Consider the following 15587-nt stretch of genomic DNA (forward strand, 5'->3'; position numbering starts at 1 on the left):
CACAGGGGTCAATGACGTCCGTTACGGGGGTCAACATTAACGGAATATCCACATTATCAGGAATATGAACAAACCACGGATCATCCCTATAGTTACACCCAATTTATGGAGCATTACCGGCGCAAGTATGCCAAGGTAAAAGGGTCGATGAAGTTAGAACACCCGGCCGGCAAGGAAATGTTCATTGACTTTGCGGGAAAGAAACTGCAAATTGTGGACAGGGCTACAGGAGAAGTGATACCGGTAGAGGTTTTTGTTGCCATCCTTCCCCACAGTCAGTACACCTATGTAGAAGCTTGCCGAAGTCAAAAACGCGAAGATCTGATACAATGCTGTATAGGTGCGTTGCGTTTCTATGGAGGGGTGCCCAAGGCCATTGTATCGGACAACCTGAAGTCGGCCGTGAGCCGTTCCAGTAAGTATGAGCCTGAGATCAACCGTACCTTTAAAGATTTTGCCCGCCATTACAATTGTGTAATCAATCCTACCAGGAGCTATGCACCACAGGACAAGGCTTTGGTGGAAAATGCCGTTCATTTGGTTTACCAACGTATCTATTATCCATTACGAGAGATGACTTTCTTTTCGCTGTCAGAACTGAACAGGGAGATCCGTAAGCTTTTGGATAACTACAATAACCTTTTGTTCCAACGAAAGACCGGGAGCCGTAAAGAACGTTTTCAATCCGTGGAGAGAGGCTATTTAAAACCCTTGCCGCAAACGCCCTACCAGATCAAAGGATATAAACGGGCCAAAGTACAGAAGATGGGCTATGTGTACTTCTCTCCGGACAAGAGCTATTACAGCGTCCCTTACCGTTATATAGGGAAGCATACCATGATCCATTACACCCAAGATACGGTAGAGGTGTATCACAATCATGGGCGGATTGCTTTGCATAGCCGTCATCACGCTAAAGGGAGTTATAACACCAATAAAGAACACCTTAGCAGTACACACAAAGCGTACACGCAGTGGAGCCCGGAATATTTTAAGCAACTGGCCTTGCGACATGGGGATTTTGTTGTCAGCTGTGTGGAACGCATATTAGCGGTTACCGATTATCCTGAAACAGGCTATAAGCGCGCTATGGGTATCATACAACTCTCTAAAAGTTATGGAAGTGAACGGCTCAACAAAGCCTGTCAAAGGGCTTTACAGGGCGAGGCCGTCTCCTATAGGCATATCGGTAATATTCTTAAAAATAACCTGGATAGGGCCACCTTATTTGAACAAGAGCTAGAACAGGACAAGCCTCATATCCCTAAACACGGGAATATCCGAGGGGCTTCAGCATATCAATAGAACAGATGTTTAACCTTTATATTATATATTTTTAAAACAATGAACAATCATCAAACCATTGAAAAACTACAACAGATGCGCTTTAGAGCCATGGCCGAGCTTCATCGCCAGTACATGAGCGATAACCAATATCAAGACCTGACGGCAGATCAATACCTGGCCCTATTGGTCGATCATGAATGGGAAGATCGACAAAATAAAAAAATAGAACGCTTGCAAAAAGCGGCACATTTTAGACAAAAAGCTTCTCTGGAAGAGATCGATTACGCCCAGCCACGCAATCTGGATAAAAACATGTTCCTTCGATTAGCTACGCTGGACTTTATCTCCCGAAAGGAAAATTGCATTATCACCGGGGCCAGTGGTACCGGCAAAAGCTATCTGGCACAAGCCTTGGGATACCAAGCCTGTAATATGGGACTCAAAGCACATTATGCCGTTACGGCAAGACTGTTGAAAAAATTTAAGCTCTCCAAAGTAGATGGTACCTACCTGAAAGAACTCCAAAAACTACTCAAATGTGATCTACTGATCCTTGATGACTTTGGCCTGCAAGCCTTTGATAACCATGCCAGGGAAACACTCATGGATGTTATTGATGATCGCTACAATAAGACCTCTACCATTATCGCATCCCAAATCCCGGTCTCCGCATGGTATGATGTCATAGGGGAAAGTACCATTGCCGATGCCTTACTCGACCGTATCGTAAACTCCTCACATCGTATTGATCTAAAAGGGGGAAAGCTTGAGAAAAGGAATTTTAAAACAAGAAAAGTAACTATTTTTTTATATCATTGTATGATCTTTTTTAGTGGCACTATGAGACCGATATCAGTGGCATGGTCACTCCGAAATACCCACCGAATACCGGTTCTACCGTGCTTTGCCGTTTGGCTTTCATATAACGACCCTGTGGACTTATCGGGCTAAACAAATTATATTTTGAGAAATGAAATACACAGGAAAGGGCTAAAACTAATTAATTACTTTACCTCAATCTATGAGTATTTTTTTGAAACAATTTTTTTAAGAAAGCTATAGTAATCCTTTTTATCTTGATTGAGTCTTTCCTCCAGATTAAAAGAATCTTCAATAATAATTAATAGTTCCCTTTTGGTTTTTAATGAAAACAAACCAGTGAAATCAATTTTTAATTGTTGACATATTAAAAGTAATTTATCCCAACCACTTATATGCTCTGCTCTTTCAATTCTTCCAATTCTTGTAGAATTTGTCCCTACCAATAGTGCAAGTTCTTCTTGAGATAGTTTATTTTCAAGCCTTGACAGGCGTATAATGCACCCTATTTGGATTGCTAATAATTCTAACTCTTCAACATTATATTTCTCCATTTAGTAAAAGTTGAGAAAAACGTTTGAATTATTCGATACAAATTTGTATTGTATAATATTATTATCTATATTTGCTTTAGATTACATATTTTTGCAATTCTTCAATTAGGAAAATATTAGAAGCAATTGCTTTGAATCTCGTTCTCAAAAACTGGCGTTTTTAAATTACCACGAGATAATAAGCAGATTGCTCACGACCGCGGGCGTGGGCTCTCTTATTCGTGGTATAGGTACCGCCAGTGCCTTGAGAACAATAAGTTGAGTTTCACGCCTTTTTTATACTAATAATTTTAGGCTTTCCCAACTATTCATAGCGCTTGTTTCTTGGTTTTATTCGAAGTTTTGCGATCAGATAAAAAAACAGGATGAAACACCAACCGGACAGCTTGATTATCAGGGCACAATACAACGTTGTGTTCACGGTGTATTACATCCTGTTTGCCAAAAAACCGAAGTGCCCCATATAGGCACATATTTGTTACGGGAGCCACGCCAAACATTTTCTTTCCGGTATACGATATCTTTTCTCCCGTAATCAACAACTGCACATGATCATGGCATCCGGCCATGTGGCCAAACGATGGTTCAGACCTTAAGGCCGTTCTTCCCATGGGAGCTGACCTGCCGATAACACCATTCCCGGCAAGGGAGGCAGGCATATCCATGGCCAAGGATGGGCATGATGATTAGATTTTGAAAGGCCCTTTAGGGATAAAGAGGACATAAGGGGCCAATACCAACAAAACCGAAGTTTTATAACAACTAAGATTATGCAAAAAAAATATATTTTAAGGGATAGGTGCACCCTTTTATTTGCCCTTCTCATTTTTTCTACGGGCACCTGTTCCCTCTTCGGGAATACCAGGGGCGTTAATTTGTTTGATTTGGCTACCTATCAGCATCGGATCAAGGGGACGGTCACCGATTCGGGCGGCATTCCCATCCAGGGAGTGAACGTAGGGATAAAAGGTTCTTCAAGTGGCACTTTTTCGGATGAAAAAGGGACCTTTTACCTGGAGGCCGCCCCTTCCGATGTTTTGATACTGAGCTATATCGGGTTCAAGAAACTGGAGGTTGCCGTGGGAAGCTCGAAGGAACTCTCCCTGGTGCTGGAAGAGGACGTAATGGATTTGGGAGCAGTAACAGTTAATGCCGGCTATTACACGGTATCGGAAAAAGAACGTACTGGTAACATAGCCAAGGTAACCTCTAAAGAAATCGAGCTGCAGCCTATTGTTAGCCCATTACAGAGTTTAGAGGGCAGGATGGCCGGAGTAGAAGTGGAACAAGGAAGCGGAATTAACGGTCTTGCACCGACCATACGGATACGGGGGCAAAATAGCTTGCGGAATAGCCGAAGTAACAATGGTAATTATCCACTGTACATTGTTGATGGGATTCCAATAAGCTCAACTCCTATAAGCAGCATAGGTTCTATGACAAGTGGTTCTGGTATAGATCCGTTAAGTACCTTAAACTTAAAGAACATTGAAAGCATCGAGGTGCTAAAAGATGCGGATGCGACCGCTATATATGGTTCCCGGGGAGCCAATGGGGTTGTTCTAATAACAACTAAAAGGGGCAATAGGAATCAAGATGAAACAATATTTTCAGTGGATTTTTATTCTGGCATATCCAATGTGTCAAATAAAGTAAGCCTACTAAATACACAGGAGTACATTGCTGTTAAAAAGCGAGCATTTGAAAATGATGGTGTTGAGCCTACAGAAAGTAATGCACCATATTTGTTTTTATATGATCAAAACCGATACACGGATTGGCAGGATGTGTTGCTCGGTAAAACAGCAACAACAAGCAATATTAATATGTCGGTTTCCGGAGGTAACGAAAATACCTCTTATTTAGTAGGTGGTTCATATCTTAAACAGGGTTCGGTTTTTCCGGGAGATTTCGATTACAATAAAATTACGTTAAACTTTAATTTAAATCATCTATCGAGCAATGGGAAGTTTCGGTTGGATTTTTCGGCAAATTATGGAATTGATGACAACCGTATTTTTATGGGGGGCGATTTTATCAACAAAGCACTTCGAACGCCACCAAATTCCCCTGCTATATACAATGACGATGGCAGTCTAAACTGGGAAGATTGGATTACAGATAATCCTTTGGCAGAACTGAACCGCCCACAGGATATTGAAACATATAACCTTTTTGCCAATTTAAGCATGTCTTATGAAATAATAAATGGATTAAGGTTAAAAGTTAATTCAGGCTTTTCAAAATTGGATAGTAATGAACTGATAAGAACTTTTAAAGATTATTTTAACCCCGATATATGGTATAGGGTCAATTTATACTCGCTCAAGGGTAATACTAGCAGGCAGTCATGGATTGTAGAACCACAGCTGACATACAATAAAAAAATCGGGGGTTTATACTTGGATGGACTTGTGGGAAGTACATTTCAAAAAAGTAATTCGCATTATTTTGCAATACAAGGATCGGGATATATCAATGAATCTTTAATGAAGAATATTGAGGCAGCTGACCAAGTCAGTGTACTAAACGATGATAATTTGGAGTATCGTTATGCTGCTATTTTTGGTCGAATTGGAATTAATTGGAAAAAGAAGTACTTTTTTAACATTACTGGTAGACGAGACGGCTCTTCCCGGTTTGGTCCAAGGAACCGCTTTTCTAATTTTTGGGCTTTGGGAGGAGCCTGGATATTCTCCGAAGAAAATATATTTAAACAACATTTGCCTTTTATAAGTTTTGGAAAGTTCCGTGGCAGTTATGGTACAACAGGAAATGACCAGATTCCAGATTATGGCTTTATGGATACGTATGAACCAACAGTTGGGGCAGGAGGTTTATATCCAACTCAGTTGTTTAATGCGGATTATTCCTGGGAAGTCAATAAAAAATTGGAAGTAGCATTACAACTAGGGTTTTTAAAAGACCACCTAAACCTTGAGGTAAGCTGGTACCGTAACCGTTCCTCCAATCAATTAGTGGGCTATCCACTTTCCGCTACTACCGGATTTGCTTCTGTACAGGCCAATCTTCCGGCTACTGTTCAAAATACAGGTTTGGAGATTCAATTTACTTCGACAAATGTTCAGAATAAAAATTTTTCATGGAAAACTTCCTTAAATGCCACTTTCCCGGATAATAAGTTGTTAAGGTTTGATACTATCGAAGAATCATCGTATGCCAACAATTACCGTGTAGGGGAACCGCTAAACATATCATTGCTCTATGCCTATGACGGAATAGATCCGGAGACTGGGTTTTATAATGTTTTAGATGCCAATGAAGACGGTAGATATGATAATGACGATAGGGTGGTCATTAAAAATATGGGAAGAAAATACTATGGTGGTGTCAGCAACCAAATTGCGTATAAGGGATTATCCTTTCAGTTTTTGTTCGAATATGTTAAACAGTCAAATACGAACTTTTTATTAAGGACGGCCCCAATGGGAATAAACAACCTTCCAAAAGAGTATTTAAGTTCTTGGGAACAGCCTGGAGATGTAGAGCCACAAAAGTTATCAGAATCCATAGATGCCATATATGGCCATGTTTACGCAGGAAGCAGTTCGCTTAATGTTACCGATGCATCGTTTTTACGATTAAAAAACGTTTCCCTGTCTTATCGATTTCCGCAGGAACTCTATAAAAAACTGGGGATTGAATCAGGGATGATCTATATCAACGCACAAAATTTATTGACAATTACGGACTATTTAGGTCCGGATCCCCAGGGAGGGGCAAGTGTGGTGCCCCCTTTAAGGACCATAACCTGTGGGATTCAAGTAAACCTGTAAAACATTAAGTATGAAAAAGCATAAAATACATATAGTATTGACGATTGTTTGTCTATTGCAAATCTCTTGCGAGGATTTTGTAGCGATTGATACGCCCAATGACAGAATAGTAAGCGAAGTGGTTTTTAACGATGACCAAACTGCCAACAGTGCGGTAATAGGGATCTATAACGAACTCTTTAGGTCAGATTTTTCAAATGGGGGCATTGCTTCTGTAACGATGTTAGGAGACTTATCTGCAGATAATTTGAATACAGCATATATAGATAACGTTGAATTGAAGGAATTTGAAAATAATCAAATCCTAATCAATAATAGTTATAATTTAAGGATATGGTCCAGTGCATACAACATCATATATATGTGCAACGCAGTTGTAGATGGCTTGAATCGGTATAGTGGTGTTTCACAGGCATTAAAGGTACAGCTCATCGGAGAAGTACAGTTTGTCCGGGCTTTTGTATACTTCTATCTGGTTAATATGTATGGGGAAGTACCACTTGTCCAATCTACTGATTACAGAGAAAATGCAACGGCTTCTAGGGCAGCTGTTGAGGAAGTTTATGATGCAATTGTTGCTGATTTGGAAAGTGCCATCAGTGTATTGGGAGAAAGTTATGAAGATGAACAATATGGACGTTTACGCCCCAATAAATTTGTGGCAACTGCTTTATTGGCCAGGGTATATCTCTTTTTGGAAAACTGGGAACAGGCAGAAGCATTGAGTTCAATAGTTATAAACAACTCTGATGACTATGGATTGTTGTCAAACCTGGATGATGTTTTTTTGGCCAATAGTAGGGGAGCCATTTGGCAGATTACTCCAGCAGGGGGAGGTGCACTGAGTACGGTAACCAATGAGGCGGAAAAATTTATTTTGATGAGTAATCCCATGCTATCCAGCCAAACCCCGGTTGTTTTAAGCCCCGATTTAATAAGCTCATTTGAAGAAGGTGATTTAAGGTTGGCGAATTGGATTGGAGCCTATAGTACTGATGACGAACTGTTTTATTATCCTTATAAATACAAAAAAAATAGGGCTTCAGAAGTAGCTGTCACCGAATATTCCATGGTATTGCGTTTGGCCGAACAGTATTTGATTCGGGCAGAGGCCAGAATACATCAGGGAAAATTGATGGAGGCAATAGATGACTTGGATAAAGTGCGCGGACGGGCAAATTTGGAATTGCTTTCAGGGTCAATCCCAGGTATCGATGAAGGGGCACTTTTGGATTCTATTAATATAGAGCGAAGACGGGAATTGTTTACAGAATGGGGGCATCGATGGTTTGACCTAAAACGAATGGGATTGGTCAATAACGTATTATCGCCGAGTAAACCTTCTTGGGATAATACCGACGTGTTGTACCCTATTCCCGAAGAAGAAGTAAATAAAAATCCATACTTAGATCAAAACGATGGGTATTGAATAAGATGAAATGGAAAAGGATTTCTATAGAGGGACCATAGCAAAGGCTTTATAAAACAACTCTAGAGAAGTCATAAATTAAAGTATTAAGTCAACAAATAAAAAGAAACAGATGAAAAGTACAGGACAAGCAATTTTATATATTTTCCTTTTTTTGGTTACAGGCCTAAATGGGGAAAGCATGGTTTTACAAAGAGGCTCACTCTCGTTGGATCCATCCATTCGTTATGGGAAATTACACAATGGACTGACTTACTATATAAAATCGATAGACAATAGATCGTCGGAACTACATATTCGATTATTGATAAAGGCAGGTTGGGCGCAGGAAGGTCTGGGGCAGAATGAGTTGGCTCATGTTATGGAACATTATGGGATAAATGATGTAGCGCATTCTCCAAATGGGAAATTTTATGATGCTGCCAAAAAGGCCGGTATCAGGCATACCGATATTCGGGGGTGGACATATCCAGAGGCTACCATTTATGGTTTCAAGACGACCAAAGAGAACAAAAAGGCGCAGGGGATAGGATTCCTTTTATTTCAAGATATTTTATGGAACGTTGAGTTTACCACTCAAAATATCAATAAAGAGCGCTTAACGGTATTGAACGAGTATGATATGAAAAAGGGCGGGAAAACTGCATTTAGTATAATGAACCATATAAGGAGTTCGATTACGGGCTTTGGTGCAGCGTCCCCAAATGATTTTGAACAGCATATGAAATCCTTTAAGGAATCTGCATTGGTCCGGTTCTATGAAGATTGGTATCACCCCAATTTGGCAGCAATTGTTATTGTTGGGGCTATAGATAATGTGGATGCCATGGAAAGAAGTATAAAACAAAAATTTTCCAAGGGAAGTAAAAGTTTTGATGTTTCCGGTTATGATCGTCGCAAAAAATATAGAAATTACCTTGAACGTCAACCTCAGTTCATAAAGAAAAGTTATTCTGGCTTAATGGATGAGGAGGTCGACAAAGTATATTTTGATCTTTATTTTAGGCAACAGGAGGCCTATAAAAACGGGCGTTCAGAAACCTTGGAGGAGCAGTTGAAAAGAAAACTGTTTTTAAATCTTATAAACAGAAGGTTCAGTGAACTCCAACGATCGTATGATGTAAGGCATGTTGTAGGTGCAAAATTTATAGAAAGACCACTAACTGCACTACAATTAAGAGTCGCACTGGTGGATGGGATTGAAGAAGAGAAAAAGAGTTTGGTTAAAATATTGAAAACTTTAAAGGAGATACAAAGTAACGGTTTTACCCAAGAGGAATATGATAGGGAAAAAGAAAAACTTTTATCATCACTTTCTTCAGGGGGTACTGGACAGAACCCTTATTGGATTGAGGAAATCCAGAATCATTTTATCCATAACGAACCACTCCCCGGAAAAAAGCGGGAGATTTTATATAGGTTTTTAAAAGATCTAAATAGAGAAAGTTTTAATGGATCGGTACAACCTTACCTCAAGGATATGCCGGATGATATAACTTTATTGGCCCAAGAGGACTCCAAGGCCATATCTTATACTGAAAAGGAAATCCGAAGTTGGTTCAATGAGGTAAAGAATATGGAGTTGACTGCTTATAAGCCTTCAACCACTCCTTTATTTTTAATGGATTCTTTAGCTATAGAAGGTTTAAGAAATGTAGCTTATACAGAAAAAGAAGGGCGTGTCCCTGAAAGTAAGGAGTTTAAATTTAAAAATGGGTTGACGCTGGTTTTTAAATCCCTGGCGCCTGAAAATAAGCTAAAAAAGGGGAAAGATATGCATCTAGTCTTTAATGGATATTCCCAAACTGGAGCGGCATGTTATCCTAAAAAGGATTTATTTTCTGCCATACACAGCGCCAACATTGTACAACATGCCGGGGTTGGGGGAATTGACCATTTTGAGCTGATGAGGTATTGTGCAAAAAATGAGTTTAAGGGGGCAATTAGGCCTTATGTAAAATATAATGAAAGTGGGATAAAAAGCAGGGATTTATCTTCGCTAAAAGATTTGGAAACAGCCTTACAATTGGTGTATTTATATTTTACCGCTCCGAATAAAAGCAATGAAGCTTTTGAGAATTGGAAATACCATACCCTTTCCACTCCCAGGTATAATGTTATAGAGTACGATATGGAGGATGGTATAAAAAATATTCTTGGGGATAAAACTCATATCCCCATGGGCACGGCAGCGCTTAAAGGGGTTTCGTTAACAGATATGGAGCGTTCTTATACTATATACCGGGAAATATTTGGTGATGCAGGGGAATTCACTTTTTTGTTCACAGGGAATTTTCCTGAAGATAAGGTTTTGTTCCTATGCCAAAAATACTTGGGAAATTTACCATTTTCAGGAAAATCCACTACCTGTAAAAATATAGAGACCCTTAAGAAAATCAATTTGCCCCAGCCTTTTTCAAAAACCTTTTTTACAAAGAAGGATATGGATGATATTCTGGTAAAATTGGTTTATACTTGGGACACCCCAAATACTAGTAAGGATTGGAAGGAGAAAATAAAACTTGAGATTTTGGGGTTGTGCATGAATCCTTATTTGTATAAAAAGTTACGCTATGATTCGGTAGAAGGAAATACTTATGTTACAAGGACTTTTTCAAACAATGAAAAAGATCGGTTGTTTAATCAGTATACCATAAGTTTTAGTGCCAAAGAAGAACACATAAGTCACTTAATATCCGAAGCTAAAGGGGTTGTTCAATTATTTAAAAAAGGGCCAATTGACGAAAGTGAGTTCAATTCAGCTCAGAAAGGGTTATTGTCGATTTTAGAAGCCACAAAAGCAAAGCTTCTGTCTAAAGCAATTTATAATTGTTACCGATATGGTAATGATTGGGTAACTTATAAGGAACAAGAGGAGTTTATACAATCCTTTACTGCTGACGATATGTTGCGAACAGCTCAAGAAGTATTTAAAAAGGAGCCTTTCGAATTCCGGATGCGGTCTCGATCTGGAAGAGAATTTTGAGAAAAGGAAAGGGCCACTGTGTTAATGGCCCTTTCTAAATAATACCAATCTAATTAAGAGTGGGAGGCGTTCCTACTATTGTGACAACCTCAGTGTTGCTTTCGGCTCTGTTATTTAAGCTAGGGGTATCGTACACCTCGAAAGTTTCTCCAGATGGCTGATACGTTACTGTACAATTTTGTGGGCCAGCACCACACTCTATTTCAATGGCAGCCCAACTCTCAGGATTAGACGGGTCAGAAGGATCAAGGAGAACATACTTGGTAGCATAGAGGTTCTCATCGGAAGCTTTGTTCACAAATGCAAAAGACATTCCAATGGCCATGATAAAGGCCAACATCGGTAACATTAATTTTAAATTTTTCATGATTAAAATAATTTTAATTGTTAATACTATGCCTACTTCTATGGGGGCAGGTTTTCGGCTTTTTCTTCCCTGCTTTTGTTGCGCAACAAAATATCGTGGCGCCTAAAAAGGGCCTAGGCGGACTTTTAAACAATCGAGCAGGAACGGGGGAATACACGGGACGGCCCATCGGGGTCCGTATTGCTGCCCCGACGTACTTTAGGGGAACGCTAGTTTCTTTTTCCCGTACAGCCTTATACCGGTTATAGCCAGTAAGATGAGCACTGTATTGAGCACCAGGTGCTGCGGCCAGGATAACAGCGTGATCACCCCGCCACAGGAGCAAGGGACATAGGGGCTGAAAAATACGATGCCCGCTACATAAAGGGTGAAAAAGGCCATAAGGGCAAGGGCGCCGTAAAGGCCCTTGAGCCGGGTGGCGGGCCAAGCGATAAGGGCGGCCACTGCAATTTCCAAGAGGGGTACCGCCCAACTGAGCACAATGGCTATTGCTTTGCCGGGGATAATAGGGGAGTTGTTCAGGTTATTGAAAAAACGGTCCCCTTCCATAAGTTTGGTCGCCCCCGTAAAGACAAAAAGCAGTATGAACAGATAGCTGATGGTTTCAGTGATTAAGCCCGTATGTTTTTGATACCATTTCATGTCATTTGCGATTGTTCGGTTTGTTTTCCCAGGGCCGTACGCCAACAGGGCGCAATTCGGGGATCATGAGAAACAGCGTGATAATTATTCCGGGCAAAGGGACCGGCCAGGACGATATATCGGCATGTTCGCCTATCATAGGGGACTGCCCCAACTGTATCCTGAAATTCTGAAAATCCAAAAACTTGCTTACCGAAGCATAAACGAACAACAAGACATAGAAGAGGCGAGTCCCGTATATGAATGTTTCCCCGTACTTCATTTTCTTAATTTTAAATGAGCCTGTTTGGGGGAGTTTCCTTTTATAGGGGTGAAATTAATATAGGATTTTCAATAATCGTTTACATAAAACGATACTATTGTTATCAAAAACGATCTTTTTATGGATTGTTACAGGTATTTTGGATATAATTAAAGTAAGTTCTTATATCTTGGGCAGAAGGCTGAATATCTGCTCCCTGTGATTCTTGCTTACTGGAATTTTTCGGTTGTTTATAAAAAGGGTATTTCCCTCAAAGCCTTTTATAGCCGTTAAATTTACCACATAGCTTCGATGAACACGCTTAAAAAATTTAGTGGGGAGCTGACGTTCTATTTTTTTTAAAACCGTGGAATATAAAAAGTTTCCATTGATGGTATTAATAGTTGTATAGTTGCTGTCCGCTTCCAAAAACAAAATTTCTTTTAATATAACTTTTTCAAAATGGTTCTCCTTTTTAAGGAAAAGGCTGTCATTTATATGTAATACCGTTCCTCCTTCTTTGTTTTGATCATTTTCATCTTTCCCCGGTCCGTGTTCCATTCTTTTATGATAATTCACCAACCCCAGTTCAAGAGCGATATTGACTTGATGGGCATTAAAAGGTTTTAGGATATACGCATAGGGACGTACGCTTTTAGCGCTTTCAATCATGGATTTATCCGCATGAGAGGTTAAAAAGATAAAAGGTAGGCCATATTTGGTATTTATTATTTCGGCCAGTTCAATGCCATTGATGCCATCACCTAAAATAATATCCAACAAAATGATATCGATAGCATGGTCGCTTTCCAATACTTTTAACGCATCTTTTGCGTTGTGGACCGGTTTTAAAGCATCATATCCCATTTTTGAAAGTTTTATGGAAATGTCTTGTGCCAGTATGGCCTCATCTTCTACTATTAGGACGCTTACTTTATTTTTTTTATTGGACATTGTTCATGGGGTTTTTAGTTTAATGTGCCAGAGGGTCCCTGGATTTGACTTTTTTTTGATGATACCGCCTATCTGATCAACAAGGGAGTAAATCAATTTTATTCCAAATGAATCCGTTGTCTCCAGTTTATTTATCTGAAAACCGTTTCCATTATCCCGGATAGTTATAAAAATGAATGCCTCGCTTTTTACAACACTGATTTTCAGTTCCGGATTAGAGATGTTATCATATGCATATTTTAAAGCATTAATAACGATTTCGTTTATGATCAATGCCAGGGGAACGGCTTTGTCTATGTTTAGTTTTATTTTTTGAATATGAAAGTCCGGACTAAAAGAAGCTCCATATCCATAAAACAATCCTTCCACTAATTCCATAATATATTCTTTTAAGGGGATATATGTTCCGGAATTATCCTGATATAACTTCCGATGCACCAAAGAAAGTGCTTCAACCCTGTTTTTGCCTTCCGAGATTGCTTCCTTAGCTGGATGCCCTGATAATTCCTGTTCTTGAAGACTCAACAAGCTGGAAATCATCTGAAGGTTATTCTTTACCCGATGATTCAATTCTCTCAGGAGAATAACCTTCTCTTGTTCCCGATGGTATAATTCATTTTTTTGAAGAGCCAGGTTTTCATTGATTACCTTGATCTTTCCATTGGCCCTTGTAATAAGATATAATAAAAAAAGAAGAGTGGTTAAGCCCAGGCTTAATATCATCAGGAGTTTTTTTTGATTGGAATTAAGTCGCCCCAATAGTTTAATCTCGGATTCTTTTTTATCGATTTCGTATCCGCTTTTTATCCTTTCGATTCTCTGAATGTTCTCTTTATTGACAAGGCTATCCTGATACAGTTGAAATTGTTTCTGATAATTAAGGGCCATTTTGTAATTTTCCCGATCGGCATAGAATTCGGCAAGTATTTGGCTGAGATCCCTAACCTGTTCTTTTAACCCAATACTTTTTGCAATTTGAAGTGCCTCTAGATAGGTTTTCTCAGATTTAACTAAATCCCCCCCTTTTTGATATACCTTTCCCAGTTCGATCAAATATATCGATGAGGAATATGAGTCTCCCAAGGAATCTAATATCTTAATGGCTTTTGTCAGCATTTCTTTTGAAGGGGCCTGTAACCCTTTTGCAGAATATATCATCCCAAGATTACCAAGGGCATAACCTTCAACAATTGGATTGTTTTCCTGTTGATTTAGTTTTAACCCCTTATTGAAAAAGACCTGTGCACTATCCAGATAGCCACTTAGGCGATATGCCTCACCAAGGTTTAGCAATGTATACAACTTTTTTCGATTGTTTTCTGCCTCGTTATATAGTGTGTAGGCCTTCTTTAAGTATTTGATGGCTTCTTTAGGATTTCCATCTGTAATATAATTACTTGCCAATTGGTTATAGGAAGCCCCTTTTCTTTCGTTTAATTTCAGGGAGTCATAAATTTCCAGGGCTTTTATGGTCGCGCTTAGGGATTTGTCGTTATTCCCTAAACGGCGCTCGACATGGCTAATTTCTTCAAATGATTCAGCGATGGCTATTGGAGATTTAATTTTTTTGGCCAAACTGAGGGATTGTTTTGCTACATAGAGCGCTGTATCCAGATCAGGGTGGTAGTATGCAAGGACGCTTAATTCTTTCGCTCTGCGTTCTTCGCCGAGTTTATGATCATTTAAAAGCTGAAGGATACTATCCGCTTTTTTTCTATCCTGCGAAACAATATCATGGGAGATCAGACAAAATATAGATAGAATAAAACAGGTTAAGAAACGGGGTTCACGGCTAAACTTGTTTCTATATACCGACACCTGAGCTTACTTTGATTAAAGGATCAATAATAAAATAGTATTCTTTTTTTCTTTTACTTTGATGGTGGTCTTTCATTTCAGCAGAAAAAAGGATGCTATAACTTAAAAAAGAATTTTCAGGGCTTTTGGTCTTTACAGTGCATATTTCAGATGCATCCGGCGTTATATATAGGACCCCGTCCGGACTGAACACAACATTATTTTGGTCACAATCAAATATTGTATTCCAATTTTCATTATCAATTCCTTTTTTTTGATTGAAAGCGATTCCAATGTTCATCACTTTAACACAAACCAGTTTTATTTCTAAATGCCTTTCCTTCTCTTCCTTTTTTAAGGACAATTCGATGGTAGTATTCTCTTTTATTTCAGGGAATGTATTTCTAATGTAGATGAAATCATCGATTTCTATTGGTTTATATGAGGTTCCTATACCAAGTTCACAATATTGCAAAACTTGTTCTATTTCAGTCATATTAATAGGGAAGCTTGTGGAATCATTTCCATTCAGGACGACTTGTATTTCCATAGTTGTAGGTTTTTAATTACTCAATACGCTCATCTTCAAATTTACTTAATTTATTTAAGATGTAAGAAATTACCTCGCTAAGTATAGAGGTGCACTTCAATCGTATCCCTGCCGATCAATTTTAAAAGGACCCAAAAATGGACGTGGCCCTAATCCGTCTACTC

General features: G+C 39.2%; 12 protein-coding genes and 1 pseudogene. 5 read left to right on the plus strand and 8 right to left on the minus strand.

Translation table 11 applies throughout. The features are described from left to right. Positions 1-66: 66 nt before the first annotated feature. Together istA and istB are read left to right on the plus strand one after the other, a co-directional pair. Positions 67-1305: pseudogene (istA, locus tag UXI14_RS04850) on the plus strand (IS21 family transposase); the annotation flags it as partial. 75 nt (positions 1306-1380) lie between these two features. After that, positions 1381-2238, plus strand: coding sequence for an IS21-like element helper ATPase IstB (gene istB / locus UXI14_RS04855; RefSeq protein ID WP_335965123.1), 858 nt, complete (start codon positions 1381-1383; stop codon positions 2236-2238). Positions 2239-2306: 68 nt separating this feature from the next. Here the strand turns inward: istB and UXI14_RS04860 are convergent, their stop codons facing one another. Beyond that, on the minus strand, positions 2307-2660 hold the full coding sequence (locus UXI14_RS04860) for a helix-turn-helix transcriptional regulator (RefSeq protein WP_335965124.1): 354 nt from the start codon (positions 2658-2660) through the stop codon (positions 2307-2309). Between the two features lie 308 nt (positions 2661-2968). Further along, on the minus strand, positions 2969-3325 hold the full coding sequence (locus tag UXI14_RS04865; protein WP_277900559.1) for a hypothetical protein: 357 nt from the start codon (positions 3323-3325) through the stop codon (positions 2969-2971). A 105-nt stretch (positions 3326-3430) separates the two neighbouring features. On the opposite strand from UXI14_RS04865, the gene UXI14_RS04870 reads away from it, so the two are divergent. The 3 genes from UXI14_RS04870 (at position 3431) to UXI14_RS04880 (ending at position 10872) form a co-directional block, all read left to right on the plus strand. Next, positions 3431-6457: a SusC/RagA family TonB-linked outer membrane protein gene (locus UXI14_RS04870; protein WP_335965125.1), complete on the plus strand. Its 3027-nt coding sequence runs from the start codon at positions 3431-3433 to the stop codon at positions 6455-6457. A 10-nt stretch (positions 6458-6467) separates the two neighbouring features. Beyond that, complete coding sequence (locus UXI14_RS04875) at positions 6468-7886, plus strand: RagB/SusD family nutrient uptake outer membrane protein (protein ID WP_335965126.1); 1419 nt, start codon at positions 6468-6470, stop codon at positions 7884-7886. 112 nt (positions 7887-7998) lie between these two features. Next, the gene (locus UXI14_RS04880; protein ID WP_335965127.1) at positions 7999-10872 is read left to right on the plus strand and encodes an insulinase family protein; all 2874 of its coding nucleotides are present in this window, start codon (positions 7999-8001) and stop codon (positions 10870-10872) included. 49 nt (positions 10873-10921) lie between these two features. On the opposite strand, the gene UXI14_RS04885 is transcribed toward UXI14_RS04880, so the two are convergent. The 6 genes from UXI14_RS04885 to UXI14_RS04910 all read right to left on the minus strand — a co-directional run bounded on the left by UXI14_RS04885 (position 10922) and on the right by UXI14_RS04910 (position 15423). After that, a complete protein-coding gene (locus UXI14_RS04885; protein ID WP_335965128.1) occupies positions 10922-11239 on the minus strand; it encodes a DUF6520 family protein in 318 nt (105 codons plus the stop codon). Between the two features lie 198 nt (positions 11240-11437). After that, the gene (locus tag UXI14_RS04890; RefSeq protein ID WP_335965129.1) at positions 11438-11881 is read right to left on the minus strand and encodes a MauE/DoxX family redox-associated membrane protein; all 444 of its coding nucleotides are present in this window, start codon (positions 11879-11881) and stop codon (positions 11438-11440) included. A 1-nt stretch (position 11882) separates the two neighbouring features. Next, positions 11883-12143: a MauE/DoxX family redox-associated membrane protein gene (locus tag UXI14_RS04895; RefSeq protein ID WP_335965130.1), complete on the minus strand. Its 261-nt coding sequence runs from the start codon at positions 12141-12143 to the stop codon at positions 11883-11885. A 162-nt stretch (positions 12144-12305) separates the two neighbouring features. Beyond that, a complete protein-coding gene (locus UXI14_RS04900; RefSeq protein WP_335965131.1) occupies positions 12306-13076 on the minus strand; it encodes a response regulator transcription factor in 771 nt (256 codons plus the stop codon). Positions 13077-13079: 3 nt separating this feature from the next. After that, positions 13080-14894 carry a tetratricopeptide repeat protein gene (locus UXI14_RS04905; RefSeq protein WP_335965132.1) on the minus strand — a complete coding sequence of 605 codons (1815 nt, stop codon included), beginning with the start codon at positions 14892-14894 and terminating at the stop codon, positions 13080-13082. Continuing rightward, complete coding sequence (locus UXI14_RS04910; protein ID WP_335965133.1) at positions 14881-15423, minus strand: hypothetical protein; 543 nt, start codon at positions 15421-15423, stop codon at positions 14881-14883. The genes UXI14_RS04905 and UXI14_RS04910 overlap by 14 nt, the downstream gene beginning before the upstream one ends. Between the last annotated feature and the right edge of the window lie 164 nt (positions 15424-15587).

The sequence above is a fragment of the Galbibacter sp. PAP.153 genome (assembly GCF_037029175.1).
In the GTDB taxonomy this organism is placed as follows: domain Bacteria; phylum Bacteroidota; class Bacteroidia; order Flavobacteriales; family Flavobacteriaceae; genus Galbibacter; species Galbibacter pacificus.

Coding starts and splice junctions, on each gene's coding strand:
- istB (WP_335965123.1), top strand. CDS start 1,381: ATGCGCTTTAGAGCCATGGCCGAGCTTCATCGCCAGTACATGAGCGAT.
- UXI14_RS04910 (WP_335965133.1), bottom strand. CDS start 15,423: ATGGAAATACAAGTCGTCCTGAATGGAAATGATTCCACAAGCTTCCCT.
- UXI14_RS04890 (WP_335965129.1), bottom strand. CDS start 11,881: ATGAAATGGTATCAAAAACATACGGGCTTAATCACTGAAACCATCAGC.
- UXI14_RS04875 (WP_335965126.1), top strand. CDS start 6,468: ATGAAAAAGCATAAAATACATATAGTATTGACGATTGTTTGTCTATTG.
- UXI14_RS04865 (WP_277900559.1), bottom strand. CDS start 3,325: ATGGATATGCCTGCCTCCCTTGCCGGGAATGGTGTTATCGGCAGGTCA.
- UXI14_RS04880 (WP_335965127.1), top strand. CDS start 7,999: ATGAAAAGTACAGGACAAGCAATTTTATATATTTTCCTTTTTTTGGTT.
- UXI14_RS04870 (WP_335965125.1), top strand. CDS start 3,431: ATGCAAAAAAAATATATTTTAAGGGATAGGTGCACCCTTTTATTTGCC.
- UXI14_RS04860 (WP_335965124.1), bottom strand. CDS start 2,660: ATGGAGAAATATAATGTTGAAGAGTTAGAATTATTAGCAATCCAAATA.
- UXI14_RS04895 (WP_335965130.1), bottom strand. CDS start 12,143: ATGAAGTACGGGGAAACATTCATATACGGGACTCGCCTCTTCTATGTC.
- UXI14_RS04885 (WP_335965128.1), bottom strand. CDS start 11,239: ATGAAAAATTTAAAATTAATGTTACCGATGTTGGCCTTTATCATGGCC.
- UXI14_RS04900 (WP_335965131.1), bottom strand. CDS start 13,076: ATGTCCAATAAAAAAAATAAAGTAAGCGTCCTAATAGTAGAAGATGAG.